The sequence below is a fragment of the Citrobacter sp. TBCS-15 genome, from assembly GCF_005280815.1.
GTDB classification, from domain to species: domain Bacteria; phylum Pseudomonadota; class Gammaproteobacteria; order Enterobacterales; family Enterobacteriaceae; genus Citrobacter; species Citrobacter werkmanii.
This window is the reverse complement of record NZ_SZWK01000289.1, coordinates 39,139-55,923: the sequence shown is the minus strand read 5'-3', so window position 1 is coordinate 55,923 and position 16,785 is coordinate 39,139. Positions and strand designations below refer to the sequence as shown.

Here is a 16,785-nt window from a genome sequence, read left to right as displayed (position 1 = left end):
TAATCTGGCAATTATTGGAAGGACTGCTGGCATTCCCGATAATTTAACCCTTGTGGCCAGGTATCCCGCTCCGTTTCCCCTTGAATCATTTTATCTGCTTTCACAAAGGAGTCTTTATCGCGGGCAATGCAGGAAGTTATCAGAATATTATTAAGCGTGCGGGTTGATGGGAACTGTTTGTAGCGATCTCTCCAACCTTGCAGCATATCGTCCCAGGAGACAATCTGACGTTTATTCAGTAAAGCCATTAATTCAGGTTGGTAATGGATTGCATTACTCCAGATATAAGCGTAGTAAGAAAGTCCCGATTGATCTTTGTTTTTTTCTGCGGCCATTCTGGCGATTTTTTCGACTTCTTCCGGAGAACCACCCCATTTAGGCAAACGAGCGACCATGGCCTCGATATAAATATTTTGATAGGCGGGATATTTTTTGCTGGCTTCTTCCAAAGTGCTATAGAGCAGCTCCTTATCCTCAAGATTGCGTGCGACCATTTCCATTTCCTGATACCAGGTCACATCTTTGTCGGCAATATCTTTATTCTTTAACAGATACTCTTTTTCCTGAGTCATCAGCTTCTTATATTTCGGCCATATGTCAGAGTCCACCGTGCTGGCCGCACCTTCACCGCGTAAATTCACGGCCTTAGCATCAAAAACCATTGCTTGCAGCAGTCTTGCACCCGTGGATTTGGGGTTTGCTTTAAGCCACTCTTTTGCCACGCCAGAAATACCATTGTCGGAAACATCTACTGAAAAAAGATTATAGATCCCTCCCCATGCGATAACCAGTTTATGAGTTCCGCCGCTGGTTGTCGGGAATCCTGTATTGTATTCCTGAAACATAGCGTCCAGCTTGTCCCACTTTTGGCTGACAGTGTAGGCGATAGCTTGTTGCTCAATGGCCATTCTTTCCCGTGTTTCCGTGAGGCTATTAGCTGACGCCAGCGCAGGAATAGCCATTAATGTACCTATGACAATATTTTTCAATAACATTGAATTTCTGTCCTGAATGATTAAATAACAAGATGATTAATATTGTTTATAAAGGATGTGCTTTCACCGGAGGAAATTCAAGCTATAGTGGTAATGCGTATCTGGACTTTTTATTTATTATTCTTACAGAAAATGTTATTGAATTATATTTATAATAGACACTTATTATATCTCCACATTATGGGGCGCGGTGGCACCCAGTGGTGTCGCGCGACCGATTCGAAGGGAAGGTCATTGAGATAGGCGAATAACGTGTTTTTCATCTGGATAAACATCCAGTCTTTTTTTATGATAGTGCATTATCTTTTCAGCCCTTAACGCAGGAGCGTCACGTGATAGGCAGACTCAGAGGCATCATTCTTGAAAAACAACCCCCGCTGGTCCTTCTGGAAACCGGCGGCGTCGGCTATGAAGTGCATATGCCCATGACCTGTTTTTACGAGCTGCCGGAAGCCGGACAGGAAGCGATTATCTTCACCCATTTTGTGGTGCGTGAAGACGCGCAGTTGCTGTATGGCTTCAACAACAAGCAAGAACGCACGCTATTTAAAGAGTTAATTAAAACCAACGGCGTAGGCCCGAAGCTGGCACTGGCGATCCTTTCCGGTATGTCTGCCCAGCAGTTCGTGAATGCCGTTGAACGTGAAGAGCTTGGCGCGCTGGTGAAGCTACCTGGTATTGGAAAGAAAACTGCCGAGCGTTTGATTGTTGAAATGAAGGACCGCTTTAAAGGTCTGCATGGTGATCTCTTCACCCCGGCGGCAGATCTGGTCCTGACCTCTCCGGCAAGTCCGGCAACGGAGGACGCCGAGCAGGAAGCGGTTGCTGCGTTGGTGGCGTTAGGCTATAAACCACAGGAAGCCAGCCGCATGGTGAGCAAAATTGCCCGCCCTGATGCCAGCAGTGAAACCCTGATTCGTGAAGCGCTTCGCGCGGCATTGTGAGGTAAAGGATGATTGAAGCAGATCGCCTGATTTCGGCTGTCAGCACGACACCTGAAGACCTGGTGGATCGTGCGATCCGCCCTAAATTGCTGGAAGAGTATATTGGCCAGCCTCAGGTACGCTCGCAAATGGAGATTTTTATCCAGGCGGCTAAGCTGCGTGGTGATGCCCTCGATCACCTGCTGATTTTCGGTCCTCCGGGCCTCGGTAAAACCACGCTTGCCAATATTGTTGCCAATGAAATGGGCGTCAACCTGCGTACCACATCCGGACCGGTACTGGAGAAAGCGGGCGATCTGGCGGCTATGCTCACTAACCTTGAACCCCACGATGTGCTGTTTATCGATGAAATCCATCGCCTGTCACCGGTGGTGGAAGAGGTGCTGTATCCGGCGATGGAAGATTATCAGCTGGATATCATGATTGGCGAAGGGCCTGCTGCACGTTCAATTAAGATCGATCTGCCGCCGTTTACCCTGATTGGGGCGACGACGCGCGCCGGGTCGTTAACGTCCCCGCTGCGTGATCGCTTTGGTATTGTGCAGCGACTGGAGTTCTATCAGGTTGCCGATCTGCAACACATTGTCGGACGTAGCGCCCGCTTCATGGGACTTGAAATGAGCGATGAAGGGGCGTTGGAAGTGGCGCGTCGCGCCCGCGGTACGCCGCGTATCGCCAACCGTTTATTACGCCGGGTACGTGATTTTGCCGAGGTGAAGCATGACGGCACCATTTCGGCGGATATCGCCGCTCAGGCGCTGGATATGCTCAACGTCGACGCGGAAGGCTTCGATTATATGGACCGCAAGCTGCTGCTGGCGGTGATCGATAAATTCTTCGGTGGACCGGTCGGCCTGGATAACCTGGCAGCGGCAATCGGGGAAGAACGTGAAACCATTGAGGATGTGCTGGAGCCGTATCTGATTCAGCAAGGTTTTCTGCAACGTACGCCGCGCGGAAGAATGGCAACGGTGCGCGCCTGGAACCATTTTGGGATCACGCCGCCAGAGATGCCTTAACGCCTGAAGTCGTTACATTCATCAGGCCTGGGCGATTTTGTAGGCCCGGTAAGCGCAATGCCACCGGGCAACATACATTTAGCTTGCCTGCTTTTTCATCATACTGAAGATAAACAGCAGCGCGGCACACAGCACAACGGATGGCCCTGCTGGGGTATCATAAAAGGCTGAGAAGGTCAGTCCCCCTGTAACCGCTATCATACCCACACCAACGGCGACGCCGGCCATCTGTTCCGGCGTACGGGCGAAACGACGGGCGGTTGCCGCAGGGATGATCAGCAGCGAGGTGATAATCAGCGCCCCGACAAACTTCATCGCCACACCGATAGTTAAAGCTGTAACCAGCATCAGCAGCAGCTTAACGCGTTGCAGCTTCACGCCATCAACAAAGGCCAGGTCCGGACTGATGGTCATTGACAGCAGGTTGCGCCACTGCCAGAACAGAATCGCCAGAACGATAACCACGCCAATAGCGATGGAGATGAGATCTTCTGGCGTCACGGCGAGTAAATCACCAAACAGGTAGGCCATCAGATCCACGCGGATGTTTGACATCAAGCTGACGACAACCAGCCCCAATGACAATGCGCTGTGCGCCATAATACCGAGCAAGGTATCGATCGCGAGGTGAGGGCGCTTCTCCAGCCATACCAGACCGGCCGCCAGCAGCAGGGTCACGGCAATGACGGCATAGAAAGGATTTACATTCAACAGCAGACCAAAAGCGACACCCAGCAGTGAGGCGTGGGCCAGCGTATCACCAAAATAAGACATGCGACGCCAGACGACGAACGAGCCGAGTGGGCCAGCAGCACAGGCCAGCATGATCCCGGCTAACCAACCGGGTAATAACAATTCAATCATGAGTGACCATTTCCCCGGCGTAAGACGATACGACCCTGTAAATCGTGGCGATGATTATGATTATGACGGTAAATTCCGAGTTGTTCGGCGCCGCGTTGCCCGAACATTGAGATGAATTCCGGGTGCATGGAAACCACTTCCGGCGCGCCGGAACAGCAAATATGATGGTTGAGGCACAGCACTTCATCGGTTTTAGCCATCACCAGATGCAGGTCATGGGAAACCATCAGTACGGCGCAATCCAGTTCGCGTCGTAACTGGTCGATAAGATCGTACAGTGCGACCTGACCATTGACATCCACACCCTGAGTTGGCTCATCAAGGACCAGGAGCTGAGGCTTATTCAATAAAGCCCGGGCCAACAGGACGCGTTGCGTTTCCCCGCCAGAGAGTTTTTGCATCGGTGCATTCATCAGATGCCCGGCCTGAACGCGCTTCAGCGCCGGAAGGATATCCTCTTTTTTGGTGCCGGGACGTAAGCGCAGAAAACGACTTACCGTCAGCGGAAGCGTGGTATCGAGGTATAGCTTTTGCGGCACATAGCCAATCCGCAATTGACCATTACGCTTGATAACTCCCTCATCAGCCGCTACCAGCCCTAAAACAACGCGCACCAGCGTAGACTTGCCGGCGCCATTCGGGCCGAGAAGCGTCAAAATTTTACCGGGTCGAAGTTCAAGCGATACGTCAGAAAGGACGCGGCGTTGACCATAAGAGACCGAGACATTTTCCAGTGAAACCAAAGTCGTCATATCAATTTTAGTCTTGCAGAAGTTATAGAATGTTATAATATCACATTTCTTACATTCATTACGATGATTGGTCGCATTATGTTACATAAAAATACGCTTCTTTTCGCAGCATTATCCGCTGCTCTTTGGGGTAGTGCAACACAGGTGGCAAATGCCGCTGTAGTGGCGTCTCTTAAGCCGCTGGGATTTATTGCTTCAGCCATTGCTGATGGGGTAACTGATACCCAGGTTCTGCTGCCTGACGGGGCTTCCGAACACGATTACTCACTACGTCCTTCAGACGTAAAACGCTTACAGGGCGCGGACTTAGTCGTGTGGATTGGACCTGAGATGGAAGCGTTTATGGAAAAGTCAGTCAAGAATATTCCTAACGCGAAACAGGTAACGATTGCGCAGCTTAATGACGTGAAACCGTTACTCATGAAAGGTGCTGACGACGACGATGACGATCATGGACACAATGATGCTGGTGGTGAAAAAAGTGACGAGCATCACCATCATGGCGATTACAACATGCATCTTTGGCTCTCCCCAGAGATAGCGCGGGCCTCAGCGGTTGCAATCCATGAAAAATTAGTGGAACTTATGCCGCAAAGTCGAGCCAAACTTGACGCCAACCTGAAGGATTTTGAGGCACAATTAGCCGCAACCGATAAGCAGGTAGGTAACGAGCTCGCGCCGCTCAAGGGTAAAGGTTATTTCGTTTTTCATGACGCCTATGGCTACTACGAGAAACACTACGGACTAACGCCGCTTGGTCACTTTACCGTGAACCCTGAGATTCAACCTGGTGCGCAGCGTTTACATGAAATAAGAACACAGTTGGTTGAGCAAAAAGCAACCTGCGTTTTTGCTGAGCCACAGTTCAGGCCAGCGGTCGTTGAAGCCGTCGCGAGAGGGACAACCGTTCGAATGGGAACGTTGGATCCGCTCGGAACGAATATCAAACTGGGTAAAACAAGCTATTCAGCGTTTTTGAACCAATTAGCCAACCAGTATGCGAGCTGCCTGAAAGGAGATTAATGAGGAAGTGAATACGTGCAACAGATAGCCCGCTCTGTCGCTCTGGCATTTAATAATCTGCCTCGACCCCATCGCGTTATGCTGGGGTCGCTTACTGTACTGACATTGGCCGTCGCTGTGTGGCGGCCCTATGTTTACCACCCCGATTCTGCACCCATCGTCAAAACTATCGAGCTGGAAAAAAGCGAGATTCGTTCACTGTTGCCTGAGGCCAGCGAACCTATCGATCAGGCCGCTCAGGAAGATGAAGCTATCCCCCAGGATGAACTGGATGACAAAACGTCTGGTGAGGCCGGTGTGCATGAGTATGTCGTCTCTACGGGCGATACGCTGAGCAGTATCCTGAATCAGTACGGCATCGATATGGGTGACATCAGCCAGCTTGCCGCTTCCGATAAAGAGTTGCGTAACCTGAAAATTGGTCAGCAACTTTCCTGGACGCTAAGTGCGGAAGGTGACCTGCAACGCCTGACCTGGGAAGTCTCTCGTCGCGAAACCCGTACTTACGATCGCACCGCGACGGGTTTCAAAATGAGTAGCGAAATGCAGCAGGGCGATTGGGTCAACAGCCGTATCAAAGGCACAGTCGGTGGGAGTTTCGTCGCCAGTGCTAAAGATGCCGGGCTGACCAGCTCGGAAATCAGTGCGGTGATCAAGGCCATGCAGTGGCAGATGGATTTCCGCAAACTGAAAAAAGGCGATGAGTTCTCGGTGCTGATGTCTCGCGAAATGCTCGACGGCAAACGTGAGCAAAGCCAGCTGTTGGGCGTGCGTTTGCGTTCTGAAGGCAAAGATTATTACGCCATCCGCGCTGAGGACGGTAAGTTCTATGATCGTAATGGTACCGGACTGGCAAAAGGCTTCATGCGTTTCCCAACGGCGAAACAGTTCCGTATCTCGTCGAACTTTAACCCGCGTCGCCTGAACCCGGTGACGGGACGCGTGGCACCGCATAAAGGTGTCGACTTTGCGATGCCGCAGGGCACGCCAGTGCTGTCGGTAGGTGATGGTGAAGTGGTTGTCGCGAAGCGCAGCGGCGCCGCTGGCTATTATGTTGCGGTACGTCATGGTCGCACCTACACCACACGTTATATGCACTTGCGTAAGCTGTTGGTTAAGCCAGGACAAAAAGTGAAACGTGGCGACCGTATCGCGCTGTCAGGCAATACCGGACGCTCAACGGGTCCGCACCTGCATTACGAAGTGTGGATCAACCAGCAGGCTGTTAACCCACTGACGGCGAAACTGCCGCGTACAGAAGGGTTGACCGGCTCAGATCGCACTGATTACCTGGCACAGGTGAAAGAAGTTGTTCCTCAGCTGCGTTTCGATTAATTAGCACACTGACAGAGCCGGTACGCGATGCGTGCCGGCTTTTTTATTTTGTACGGCGCACGGTGCGCCGCTACACTATCAGCAGATTTACTTTTCGCGATACCAGACACTGGAAGAGCATGGAAACGAAAAAAAAGAATATTGAGTATATCCCTGAGTTTCACAAATCATTTCGCCATCCGCGCTACTGGGGCGCCTGGCTTGGCGTGGCGGCGATAGCCGGGATTGCGTTAACGCCAGCATCATTCCGCGATCCTGTTCTGGCGAAGCTCGGACGGCTCGCCGGAAGACTGGGAAAAAGCTCACGTCGCAGAGCATTAATCAATTTGTCTCTCTGCTTTCCTGAGCGTAGTGAAGCCGAGCGCGATGCCATTGTCGATGAAATGTTCGCGACCGCGCCTCAGGCGATGGTCATGATGGCGGAACTGGCGATACGCGGCCCGGAGAAAATTCAGAGTCGGGTCGACTGGCAAGGATTGGATATCATCGAAGAGATGCGTCGCAACGATGAAAAGGTGATTTTTCTCGTTCCTCATGGCTGGGGAGTGGACATCCCGGCGATGTTGATGGCCTCTCAGGGGCAGAAAATGGCGGCGATGTTCCACAACCAGGGAAACCCGGTATTCGATTACGTATGGAACACAGTGCGCCGTCGTTTCGGTGGTCGCCTGCATGCGCGTAACGACGGTATCAAACCATTTATTCAGTCTGTACGTCAGGGATATTGGGGGTACTATCTGCCGGATCAGGACCATGGTCCTGAACACAGCGAGTTTGTGGACTTTTTTGCTACCTATAAAGCAACGTTACCGGCGATTGGCCGTCTGATGAAGGTGTGCCATGCGCGCGTGGTGCCTCTGTTCCCGGTATATGATGGTAAAACGCACCGCCTGACGATCCAGGTACGTCCTCCGATGGATGACATTCTGACTGCGGATGATCACACCATTGCCAGACGAATGAACGAAGAGGTGGAAATTTTTGTTGCGCCACACCTTGAGCAATACACCTGGATTTTAAAGCTGCTTAAGACGCGTAAACCCGGTGAAATTGAGCCATATAAACGCAAAGATCTCTATCCGAAGAAATAAAAAAAAGCCTCTCAAACGAGAGGCTTTTTTACATCAAACGCTGGCATTATTCGACAGTCAGAATACGCGTAGTGTTAGTGGAGCCAATGGTGCTCATGACATCGCCCTGGGTCACAATCACCAGATCACCGGAGACCAGATAACCTTTATCGCGCAGCAGGTTCACCGCTTGATTGGCGGCAACCACGCCATCAGTTTCGCTGTCAAAGTGAACCGGGGTGACACCGCGATACAGAGAGGTCAGATTCAGTGTACGTTCATGACGAGACATCGCGAAAATCGGCAGACCAGAACTGATACGAGAGGTCATCAGCGCGGTACGACCAGACTCAGTCATCGCGATGATAGCGGTTACCCCTTTCAGGTGGTTAGCGGCATACATCGCTGACATAGCAATTGCTTCTTCGACGTTGTCAAACTGCACGTCAAGACGGTGTTTGGAGACATTGATGCTCGGGATCTTCTCGGCACCCAGGCATACGCGAGCCATTGCTGCGACGGTTTCTGCCGGGTACTGGCCTGCTGCCGTTTCTGCAGAGAGCATAACGGCATCGGTACCGTCCAGAACGGCGTTAGCCACGTCCATCACTTCCGCACGGGTCGGCATTGGGTTGGTAATCATCGACTCCATCATCTGTGTGGCGGTAATGACCGCACGGTTCAGCTGACGCGCGCGACGAATCAACGCTTTTTGAATACCTACCAGCTCAGGATCGCCGATTTCAACGCCCAGGTCGCCACGCGCCACCATCACCACGTCAGAAGCCAGGATGATGTCATCCATCGCATTCTGGTCGCAGACAGCTTCCGCACGTTCTACCTTGGCGACAATTTTAGCGTCGCAGCCAGCGTCGCGCGCCAGACGGCGGGCATAGTTCAGATCTTCGCCGCAGCGAGGGAAGGAGACTGCCAAGTAGTCAACGCTGATTTGCGCTGCAGTGACGATGTCAGCTTTATCTTTTTCGGTCAGGGCTTCAGCAGAAAGACCGCCGCCCAGTTTGTTGATGCCTTTATTGTTGGACAGCGGGCCACCGACGGTGACTTCGGTGAAGACTTTCATACCCTGAACTTCCAGCACCTTAAGCTGTACGCGACCGTCGTCAAGTAGCAGGATATCGCCTGGCACAACGTCAGCAGGCAGACCTTTATAATCGATCCCGACTTTTTCTTTGTCGCCTTCGCCTTTGCCGAGGTTGGCGTCTAACAGGAACTTGTCGCCAACATTAAGAAAAACTTTACCTTCTTTAAAGGTTGATACGCGGATTTTAGGTCCCTGCAGGTCACCCAAAATAGCTACATGACGTCCCAGTTTTGCGGCAATTTCACGGACCTTATCCGCCCGCATTTTGTGATCTTCTGGAGAGCCGTGCGAAAAGTTCATACGTACGACGTTCGCACCCGCAGCGATAATTTTTTCGAGGTTGTTATCGCGATCAGTTGCCGGGCCTAACGTGGTAACGATTTTGGTTCTGCGAAGCCTTCTGGACATGTAATACTCCGTTGACTGAAACAACTAGGTGTTGCGTGAACATTAATCCGGCCGTTCTCAAACATTGACGGTAAATGAACGACCCGGATGATAAAAGGGTAGAACATTGTTATTGCTTTTAGCGATCATCACTCTTGATGAGTAATTCTTTATCAAAACGCGATTCCTTGAGTGCTTCCTTGACACGCTTCAAGTTATCTCTAAATTTTGCCCCGCGGCGCAAAGTAAATCCTGTAGCCAGCACATCTATCACGGTCAGTTGAGCAAGTCGAGAGACCATGGGCATATAAATGTCAGTATCTTCCGGTACGTCGAGGGTAATGGCCAGCGTTGCTTCACGCGCCAGCGGCGTACCGGGAGAGGTCAAGGCGATAACCATCGCGTCGTTTTCCCTCGCCAACTGCGCCAGTTCAACCAGACTCTTGGTTCTTCCGGTATGCGAAATCAACACAATAACGTCGTCGTCGCTACAATTCATGCAACTCATGCGTTGCAGTACAATATCGTCGGAATAGATCACCGGTACGTTAAAACGAAAAAATTTGTTCATCGCGTCGTGCGCTACTGCGGCGGAAGACCCAAGGCCAAAAAAGGCAATTTTCTTTGCCTGGGTTAACAAATCCACCGCCCTGTTTACCGCGGTGTTATCCAGAGACTGGCGTACGTGGTCAAGACTTGCCATCGCCGACTCGAAGATTTTTCCCGTGTATGATTCTACGCTGTCATCCTCATCCACATTACGATTAACATATGGGGTGCCATTTGCCAGACTTTGCGCCAGATGCAGTTTAAAATCAGGAAAGCCGCGCGTATCCATACTGCGACAGAATCGGTTCACCGTTGGCTCGCTAACATTGGCTTCCAGCGCAAGCGCGGCGATGCTTGAATGGATTGCCCGGTCGGGTGAGGCAAGAATAATGTCAGCGACTTTACGTTCTGACTTGCTCAAATGTTCCAGTTTTAACTGGATTTTTTCCAGCATATTCATGATGTAGGTCGACTCATGGCTCATGGGAAAAAGCGATTTCAGCGATACGGGGAAATCGGGAGATACATTTGTTAGATATTACCCCTGCTAAGGAAGGAACGGGGCAAAATGGACAGAATAGTTGTTGTTTTTTTTCATTACATGATCGGAGTCTGGTTTTCTTACTTCTTCATAGGTACGAAAAAAAGCGACTTTTTTATCCATTTTGCAGAGGTAAACGCCAATCAAACGCCTGTTCGCGGTAACAGCACGGCTGGATAAGCGTTTACGGTTTCCGGATTCACGTAAAAGCAGTACAGTGCACTGTAATAAAATTACAACCAGTGTCTGGCAAAAGCACCAGACACTTAATTGAGGAGAATGACATGGCGGTAACGCAAACAGCCCAGGCATGTGACCTGGTCATTTTCGGCGCGAAGGGTGACCTGGCGCGGCGGAAATTGCTGCCTTCCCTGTATCAACTGGAAAAGGCCGGCCAGATTAACCCGGAAACCCGTATTATCGGGGTAGGGCGTGCCGACTGGGACAAGGCAGCCTATACCAAGGTTGTGCGCGAAGCGCTCGAAACCTTCATGAAAGAAAAAATTGATGAAGGTTTGTGGGAGACCCTCAGCGGTCGTCTGGAATTTTGTAATCTGGACGTCAATGATACCGCCGCATTTAGCCGTCTGGGTGAAATGCTGGATCAGAAATCACGTACCACTATTAACTATTTCGCGATGCCGCCAAGCACTTTTGGCGCAATCTGCAAAGGTTTGGGTGAAGCAAAGCTGAATGCTAAACCTGCCCGCGTCGTGATGGAAAAACCGTTAGGAACATCACTGGCAACATCCCGCGAGATCAACGATCAGGTCGGCGAATATTTCGAAGAGTGTCAGGTTTATCGTATCGACCACTATCTCGGCAAAGAGACGGTGTTGAACCTGCTGGCACTGCGCTTTGCCAACTCCCTGTTTGTAAACAACTGGGATAACCGCACGATCGATCACGTTGAAATTACCGTCGCGGAAGAAGTGGGTATTGAAGGTCGCTGGGGCTATTTTGACCAGGCCGGTCAAATGCGCGACATGATCCAAAACCACCTGCTGCAGATCTTGTGCATGATCGCGATGTCTCCGCCGTCGGACCTGAGCGCCGACAGCATCCGCGATGAAAAAGTGAAGGTACTGAAATCACTGCGTCGCATCGATCGCTCGAACGTGCGTGAAAAAACGGTTCGCGGTCAGTACACCGCGGGTTTTGCCCAGGGCAAAAAAGTCCCGGGATATCTGGAAGAAGAGGGCGCGAACAAGAGCAGCAATACAGAAACGTTTGTGGCGATCCGTGTGGATATCGATAACTGGCGTTGGGCGGGCGTTCCGTTCTATCTGCGTACCGGCAAGCGTTTACCGACGAAGTGCTCTGAAGTCGTGGTCTACTTCAAAACGCCTGAGCTGAATCTGTTCAGAGAGTCCTGGCAGGATCTGCCGCAGAACAAGCTGACTATTCGTTTGCAGCCTGATGAAGGTGTTGATATCCAGGTGCTGAACAAAGTGCCGGGTCTGGATCACAAGCATAACCTGCAAATTACTAAGCTTGATCTGAGCTATTCCGAAACCTTCAACCAGACACACCTGGCTGACGCCTATGAGCGTCTGCTGCTTGAAACGATGCGCGGTATTCAGGCACTGTTTGTGCGTCGTGATGAAGTTGAAGAAGCCTGGAAGTGGGTCGACTCAATTACCGAAGCATGGGCAATGGACAACGATGCGCCGAAGCCGTATCAGGCAGGGACCTGGGGACCGGTTGCCTCTGTGGCAATGATCACCCGTGATGGCCGTTCCTGGAACGAATTCGAGTAAAATATCATCTAGCCCATAGTGGTTATTTTACCGGTAACATGATCTAACACAGATTGCAGAATAATTTTTGCACTTTTAAGCCTCGCGTGGATTCACCCGCGGGGCTTTTTTTATTACACTGCCTGAAACGATTTTGCCCCTGAGCTACGGCAAACAAGCGATTCAGCACTTTTAATCTGACTGATAAGCATTGTTAATCCTACCGCTCTGACAGATAAATTTTAGGAGCCTCTATGAATCCGAATTTGTTACGCGTAACACAACGTATCGTCGAACGTTCTCGCGACACACGTTCTGCCTATCTCGCCCGTATTGAACAAGCTAAATCGACCACCGTTCATCGTTCGCAACTGGCATGCGGTAACCTGGCGCATGGCTTTGCCGCGTGTCAGCCGGACGACAAGGCATCGCTGAAAAGCATGCTGCGTAACAATATCGCGATCATTACCTCCTACAACGACATGCTTTCCGCGCATCAACCGTATGAACATTATCCGGCGATCATTCGCAAAGCACTGCATGAAGCCAATGCGGTAGGTCAGGTTGCCGGTGGTGTGCCGGCCATGTGTGACGGTGTTACCCAGGGACAGGATGGGATGGAACTTTCGCTGCTGAGTCGTGAAGTGATTGCGATGTCAGCCGCTGTAGGTCTCTCTCACAATATGTTCGATGGCGCACTGTTCCTCGGCGTGTGCGATAAAATTGTCCCGGGCCTGGTAATGGCGGCGCTGTCATTCGGTCACCTGCCGTCAATCTTCATTCCTTCCGGCCCGATGGCGAGTGGCCTGGCGAACAAAGAAAAAGTGCGTATTCGTCAACTCTATGCGGAAGGCAAAGTTGATCGCATGGCGCTGCTTGAGTCCGAGGCGGCGTCCTATCACGCACCGGGTACCTGTACGTTCTACGGCACGGCGAATACTAACCAGATGGTCGTGGAGTTCATGGGGATGCAACTGCCAGGTTCTTCATTCGTCCATCCGGATGCGCCGCTGCGTGAAGCGTTGACCGCTGCTGCAGCCCGTCAGGTTACGCGTCTTACCGGGAACGGCAATGAATGGATGCCGATCGGTAAAATGATCGATGAAAAAGTGGTGGTGAACGGAATTGTGGCGCTGCTGGCGACCGGGGGCTCAACTAACCATACGATGCATCTGGTGGCCATGGCGCGTGCGGCCGGGATTCTGATTAACTGGGATGACTTCTCCGATCTGTCCGATATCGTGCCGCTGATGGCGCGTTTGTACCCGAACGGTCCGGCGGATATTAACCATTTCCAGGCGGCGGGCGGCGTACCGGTTCTAATGCGTGAGCTGCTGAACGCGGGTTTGCTGCACGAAGATGTGAATACCGTTGCCGGATTCGGTTTATCGCGTTACACCATGGAGCCGTGGCTCAACAACGGTGAACTGGACTGGCGCGAAGGGGCGGCGAAATCGCTGGACAGCAACGTGATTGCCTCTTTTGACCAACCTTTCTCCCACCACGGCGGTACCAAAGTGCTGAGCGGTAACCTCGGGCGCGCAGTGATGAAAACGTCGGCAGTACCGGTCGAAAATCAGGTTATAGAAGCCCCGGCAGTTGTTTTTGAAAGTCAGCACGATGTGTTACCGGCCTTTGATGCGGGTCTGCTTGACCGCGATTGCGTAGTTGTTGTGCGTCATCAGGGACCAAAAGCGAACGGAATGCCAGAATTACATAAACTCATGCCGCCACTTGGTGTATTATTGGACCGTTGTTTCAAAATTGCGTTAGTTACCGATGGACGACTTTCAGGTGCTTCAGGTAAAGTGCCTTCAGCAATCCATGTAACCCCAGAAGCCTATGATGGCGGTCTGCTGGCAAAAGTACGTGATGGCGACATCATTCGTGTGAATGGACAGACAGGTGAATTGACGCTGCTGGTTGACGAAGAGGAACTTGCCTCACGTCAGCCTCACATTCCAGACCTCAGTGCATCGCGCGTGGGTACTGGACGTGAAATGTTCAGCGCGTTGCGTGAGAAGCTGTCCGGCGCGGAGCAGGGCGCAACCTGTATCACTTTTTAAGACTTATTTTGTAATCAGGCGAGAGAAAACTCTGATGAAAAACTGGAAGACAAGTGCAGAAGCAATCCTGACCACTGGCCCGGTTGTACCGGTTATTGTGGTTAATAAACTGGAACATGCGGTGCCGATGGCAAAAGCGCTGGTTGCAGGTGGCGTGCGCGTTCTGGAAGTGACATTACGTACCGCATGTGCGATGGATGCCATTCGCGCGATCGCGAAAGAAGTTCCGGACGCCATCGTCGGCGCAGGTACTGTACTGAATCCGCAACAACTGGCTGAAGTCACTGAAGCCGGTGCGCAGTTTGCTATCAGCCCGGGTCTGACCGAGCCGCTGTTAAAAGCCGCAACGGAAGGGACTATTCCGCTGATCCCAGGTATCAGCACCGTTTCTGAACTGATGTTGGGTATGGACTACGGATTAAAAGAGTTCAAATTCTTCCCGGCGGAAGCGAACGGCGGTACTAAAGCGCTGCAGGCGATTGCGGGCCCGTTCTCTCAGGTGCGTTTCTGCCCAACCGGTGGTATCTCCCCGGCGAACTACCGTGATTACCTGGCCCTGAAAAGCGTGCTGTGCATCGGTGGTTCCTGGCTGGTTCCGGCAGATGCGCTGGAAGCTGGTGATTACGATCGCATTACTAAACTGGCGCGTGAAGCAGTAGAAGGCGCGAAGCAGTAAGCCGTTAATGCGTATACCGTAGGCCCGATAAGGCGCGTCAGCGCCGACATCGGGCTTTGCCGGATGCGGCATCAACGCCTTATCCGGCCTACGGGTCTGGTTTTTATCCGGTAACTTTCACCTGTGCGGCGGCGTCTTTCGCACGTTCAACCGCGTCTTCAATGGTCTGCGCTGTAGCCAGTACCACCCCTAAACGACGACTCCCGTCGATCTCCGGCTTACCAAAGAATCGTACTTGCAGGCCAGCGCCCACGGCAGACTGTACGTTATCAAACGTCACATTCTGGCTGGTAAGTTGCGGCAGAATAACGGCGGAAGCAGAAGGTCCGTACTGACGGATTGCGCCAACGGGCAGACCGAGAAATGCGCGTACGTGCAGGGCAAACTCAGACAGGTCCTGCGATATTAAGGTCACCATTCCGGTATCGTGTGGGCGAGGGGAGACTTCGCTAAAAATCACCTCATCACCGCAGACAAATAGCTCCACGCCAAACAGACCGTAGCCACCTAACGCCAGCACGACTTTACGGGCAATATCCTGCGCGCGCGCCAGTGCCAGGTCGCTCATCTGCTGAGGCTGCCAGGATTCACTATAATCGCCATCTTCCTGACGATGCCCTACCGGCGCGCAAAAGTGCACGCCATCAACGGCGCTAACGGTAAGCAGGGTAATTTCAAAATCAAAATCTACCACGCCTTCGACGATAACACGCCCGGCGCCTGCCCGGCCTCCCTGTTGAGCATAGTTCCAGGCTTCGGTGAGTCGATCGGCTGAACGAATAAAGCTTTGCCCCTTACCTGAGGAACTCATTACTGGCTTCACGATGCAAGGAAAGCCTATTTCGGCGACGGCCTCGCGAAAGCGAGTTTCGCTGTCTGCAAAGCGGAAAGAAGAGGTTGGTAAAGACAGCTCCTCTGCGGCGAGGCGACGGATCCCTTCGCGGTTCATGGTCAATTGGGTCGCTCGTGCGCACGGCACAACGTGTTGCCCTTCCTGTTCCAGTTTTACCAGCATATCCGTGGCAATCGCCTCTATTTCCGGCACGATATAATGTGGCTTTTCGCGCTCGACAACCTCGCGCAATGCTTCGCCATCCAGCATGTTGATAACGTATGAGCGATGGGCAACGTGCATGGCTGGCGCGTCGGGGTAACGATCCACTGCAATGACTTCCACACCCAGGCGTTGGCATTCGATCGCCACTTCTTTACCCAGTTCACCTGAACCTAATAACATCACTCGCGTTGCTGCGGGACGCAGCGCTGTTCCTAATAACGTCATAAATTAATCCCCTGTTTTATCTGGGCGCAGTATATACGAAAACGTTTGCGTCTGTCTTTATTACCAGGTTGATTTTGGGGCTTAAAAAGAATATACTGTACATAAATACAGGTAATTTAAGAGGCTGCAAAAATGGCGGTTGAAGTTAAATACGTAGTCATTCGGGAAGGTGAGGAAAAAATGTCGTTTACCAGCAAAAAGGAAGCCGATGCGTATGACAAAATGCTTGATACAGCGGATTTGCTCGACACATGGCTGGAGCAGTCACCGGTAGCGCTTGAAGACGAGCAGCGTGAAGCGCTTTCCCTGTGGCTGGCTGAGCAAAAAGATGTGCTGAGCGCCATCCTGAAAAACGGCAAACTGCCTTCTCCGCAGGTCGTTGAAAATGACGCACACGCTGAGGATGATACCCAGGCTGCCTGAAACGACTTGCGCTCCTGA

15 protein-coding genes are annotated in these 16,785 nt (G+C 51.8%); 9 read left to right on the top strand and 6 right to left on the bottom strand.

From position 1 onward, the window contains the following. Window positions 1-11 precede the first annotated feature (11 nt). The gene (locus FDW96_RS15960) at window positions 12-908 is read right to left on the bottom strand and encodes a DUF4034 domain-containing protein (protein ID WP_137366045.1); all 897 of its coding nucleotides are present in this window, start codon (window positions 906-908) and stop codon (window positions 12-14) included. Between the two features lie 419 nt (window positions 909-1,327). On the opposite strand from FDW96_RS15960, the gene ruvA reads away from it, so the two are divergent. Together ruvA and ruvB are read left to right on the top strand one after the other, a co-directional pair. After that, window positions 1,328-1,939 (top strand): Holliday junction branch migration protein RuvA, encoded by a 612-nt coding sequence (gene ruvA / locus FDW96_RS15955; protein WP_038641428.1) that lies wholly within the window; start codon window positions 1,328-1,330, stop codon window positions 1,937-1,939. 8 nt (window positions 1,940-1,947) lie between these two features. Next, window positions 1,948-2,958: a Holliday junction branch migration DNA helicase RuvB gene (ruvB, locus tag FDW96_RS15950; RefSeq protein ID WP_005120696.1), complete on the top strand. Its 1,011-nt coding sequence runs from the start codon at window positions 1,948-1,950 to the stop codon at window positions 2,956-2,958. A 78-nt stretch (window positions 2,959-3,036) separates the two neighbouring features. Here ruvB and znuB read toward each other — a convergent pair whose 3' ends face one another. Further along, window positions 3,037-3,822, bottom strand: a complete 786-nt coding sequence (znuB, locus tag FDW96_RS15945) for a zinc ABC transporter permease subunit ZnuB (RefSeq protein WP_042307812.1) — start codon at window positions 3,820-3,822, stop codon at window positions 3,037-3,039. Further along, window positions 3,819-4,574 (bottom strand): zinc ABC transporter ATP-binding protein ZnuC, encoded by a 756-nt coding sequence (gene znuC / locus FDW96_RS15940; RefSeq protein ID WP_006684140.1) that lies wholly within the window; start codon window positions 4,572-4,574, stop codon window positions 3,819-3,821. Before znuC ends, znuB begins: the two co-directional genes overlap by 4 nt. A 78-nt stretch (window positions 4,575-4,652) precedes the next feature. Between znuC and znuA the strand changes: the two genes are divergently transcribed. The 3 genes from znuA (at window position 4,653) to lpxM (ending at window position 8,023) form a co-directional block, all read left to right on the top strand. Next, complete coding sequence (znuA, locus tag FDW96_RS15935) at window positions 4,653-5,597, top strand: zinc ABC transporter substrate-binding protein ZnuA (RefSeq protein ID WP_042307999.1); 945 nt, start codon at window positions 4,653-4,655, stop codon at window positions 5,595-5,597. Between the two features lie 15 nt (window positions 5,598-5,612). Next, window positions 5,613-6,932, top strand: a complete 1,320-nt coding sequence (gene mepM, locus FDW96_RS15930; RefSeq protein ID WP_050764953.1) for a murein DD-endopeptidase MepM — start codon at window positions 5,613-5,615, stop codon at window positions 6,930-6,932. 119 nt (window positions 6,933-7,051) lie between these two features. Beyond that, on the top strand, window positions 7,052-8,023 hold the full coding sequence (lpxM, locus tag FDW96_RS15925; RefSeq protein ID WP_137348896.1) for a lauroyl-Kdo(2)-lipid IV(A) myristoyltransferase: 972 nt from the start codon (window positions 7,052-7,054) through the stop codon (window positions 8,021-8,023). Window positions 8,024-8,069: 46 nt separating this feature from the next. Here the strand turns inward: lpxM and pyk are convergent, their stop codons facing one another. Together pyk and FDW96_RS15915 are read right to left on the bottom strand one after the other, a co-directional pair. Beyond that, complete coding sequence (gene pyk / locus FDW96_RS15920; RefSeq protein ID WP_042307816.1) at window positions 8,070-9,512, bottom strand: pyruvate kinase; 1,443 nt, start codon at window positions 9,510-9,512, stop codon at window positions 8,070-8,072. A gap of 118 nt (window positions 9,513-9,630) precedes the next feature. Further along, window positions 9,631-10,500 carry a MurR/RpiR family transcriptional regulator gene (locus FDW96_RS15915; RefSeq protein WP_042308002.1) on the bottom strand — a complete coding sequence of 290 codons (870 nt, stop codon included), beginning with the start codon at window positions 10,498-10,500 and terminating at the stop codon, window positions 9,631-9,633. 365 nt (window positions 10,501-10,865) lie between these two features. On the opposite strand from FDW96_RS15915, the gene zwf reads away from it, so the two are divergent. The 3 genes from zwf (at window position 10,866) to kdgA (ending at window position 15,062) form a co-directional block, all read left to right on the top strand. Continuing rightward, window positions 10,866-12,341, top strand: coding sequence for a glucose-6-phosphate dehydrogenase (gene zwf / locus FDW96_RS15910; RefSeq protein WP_003034896.1), 1,476 nt, complete (start codon window positions 10,866-10,868; stop codon window positions 12,339-12,341). Between the two features lie 233 nt (window positions 12,342-12,574). Then, the gene (gene edd, locus FDW96_RS15905) at window positions 12,575-14,386 is read left to right on the top strand and encodes a phosphogluconate dehydratase (protein WP_061381106.1); all 1,812 of its coding nucleotides are present in this window, start codon (window positions 12,575-12,577) and stop codon (window positions 14,384-14,386) included. Between the two features lie 34 nt (window positions 14,387-14,420). Continuing rightward, window positions 14,421-15,062, top strand: coding sequence for a bifunctional 4-hydroxy-2-oxoglutarate aldolase/2-dehydro-3-deoxy-phosphogluconate aldolase (gene kdgA / locus FDW96_RS15900; RefSeq protein ID WP_003034901.1), 642 nt, complete (start codon window positions 14,421-14,423; stop codon window positions 15,060-15,062). 103 nt (window positions 15,063-15,165) lie between these two features. Here kdgA and purT read toward each other — a convergent pair whose 3' ends face one another. Then, a complete protein-coding gene (gene purT / locus FDW96_RS15895) occupies window positions 15,166-16,344 on the bottom strand; it encodes a formate-dependent phosphoribosylglycinamide formyltransferase (RefSeq protein ID WP_137348897.1) in 1,179 nt (392 codons plus the stop codon). 132 nt (window positions 16,345-16,476) lie between these two features. Here purT and yebG point away from each other — a divergent pair, with 132 nt between their 5' ends. Then, a complete protein-coding gene (gene yebG, locus FDW96_RS15890; RefSeq protein ID WP_042307822.1) occupies window positions 16,477-16,767 on the top strand; it encodes a DNA damage-inducible protein YebG in 291 nt (96 codons plus the stop codon). Window positions 16,768-16,785 lie beyond the last annotated feature (18 nt).

Excerpts from the sequence above, each read along its gene's own strand:
- FDW96_RS15960 (WP_137366045.1), bottom strand. The coding sequence starts at position 908 with ATGGCCATTGAGCAACAAGCTATCGCCTACACTGTCAGCCAAAAGTGG.
- ruvB (WP_005120696.1), top strand. The coding sequence starts at position 1,948 with ATGATTGAAGCAGATCGCCTGATTTCGGCTGTCAGCACGACACCTGAA.
- znuB (WP_042307812.1), bottom strand. The coding sequence starts at position 3,822 with ATGATTGAATTGTTATTACCCGGTTGGTTAGCCGGGATCATGCTGGCC.
- znuC (WP_006684140.1), bottom strand. The coding sequence starts at position 4,574 with ATGACGACTTTGGTTTCACTGGAAAATGTCTCGGTCTCTTATGGTCAA.
- znuA (WP_042307999.1), top strand. The coding sequence starts at position 4,653 with ATGTTACATAAAAATACGCTTCTTTTCGCAGCATTATCCGCTGCTCTT.
- lpxM (WP_137348896.1), top strand. The coding sequence starts at position 7,052 with ATGGAAACGAAAAAAAAGAATATTGAGTATATCCCTGAGTTTCACAAA.
- pyk (WP_042307816.1), bottom strand. The coding sequence starts at position 9,512 with ATGTCCAGAAGGCTTCGCAGAACCAAAATCGTTACCACGTTAGGCCCG.
- FDW96_RS15915 (WP_042308002.1), bottom strand. The coding sequence starts at position 10,500 with ATGAATATGCTGGAAAAAATCCAGTTAAAACTGGAACATTTGAGCAAG.
- zwf (WP_003034896.1), top strand. The coding sequence starts at position 10,866 with ATGGCGGTAACGCAAACAGCCCAGGCATGTGACCTGGTCATTTTCGGC.
- edd (WP_061381106.1), top strand. The coding sequence starts at position 12,575 with ATGAATCCGAATTTGTTACGCGTAACACAACGTATCGTCGAACGTTCT.
- kdgA (WP_003034901.1), top strand. The coding sequence starts at position 14,421 with ATGAAAAACTGGAAGACAAGTGCAGAAGCAATCCTGACCACTGGCCCG.
- purT (WP_137348897.1), bottom strand. The coding sequence starts at position 16,344 with ATGACGTTATTAGGAACAGCGCTGCGTCCCGCAGCAACGCGAGTGATG.
- yebG (WP_042307822.1), top strand. The coding sequence starts at position 16,477 with ATGGCGGTTGAAGTTAAATACGTAGTCATTCGGGAAGGTGAGGAAAAA.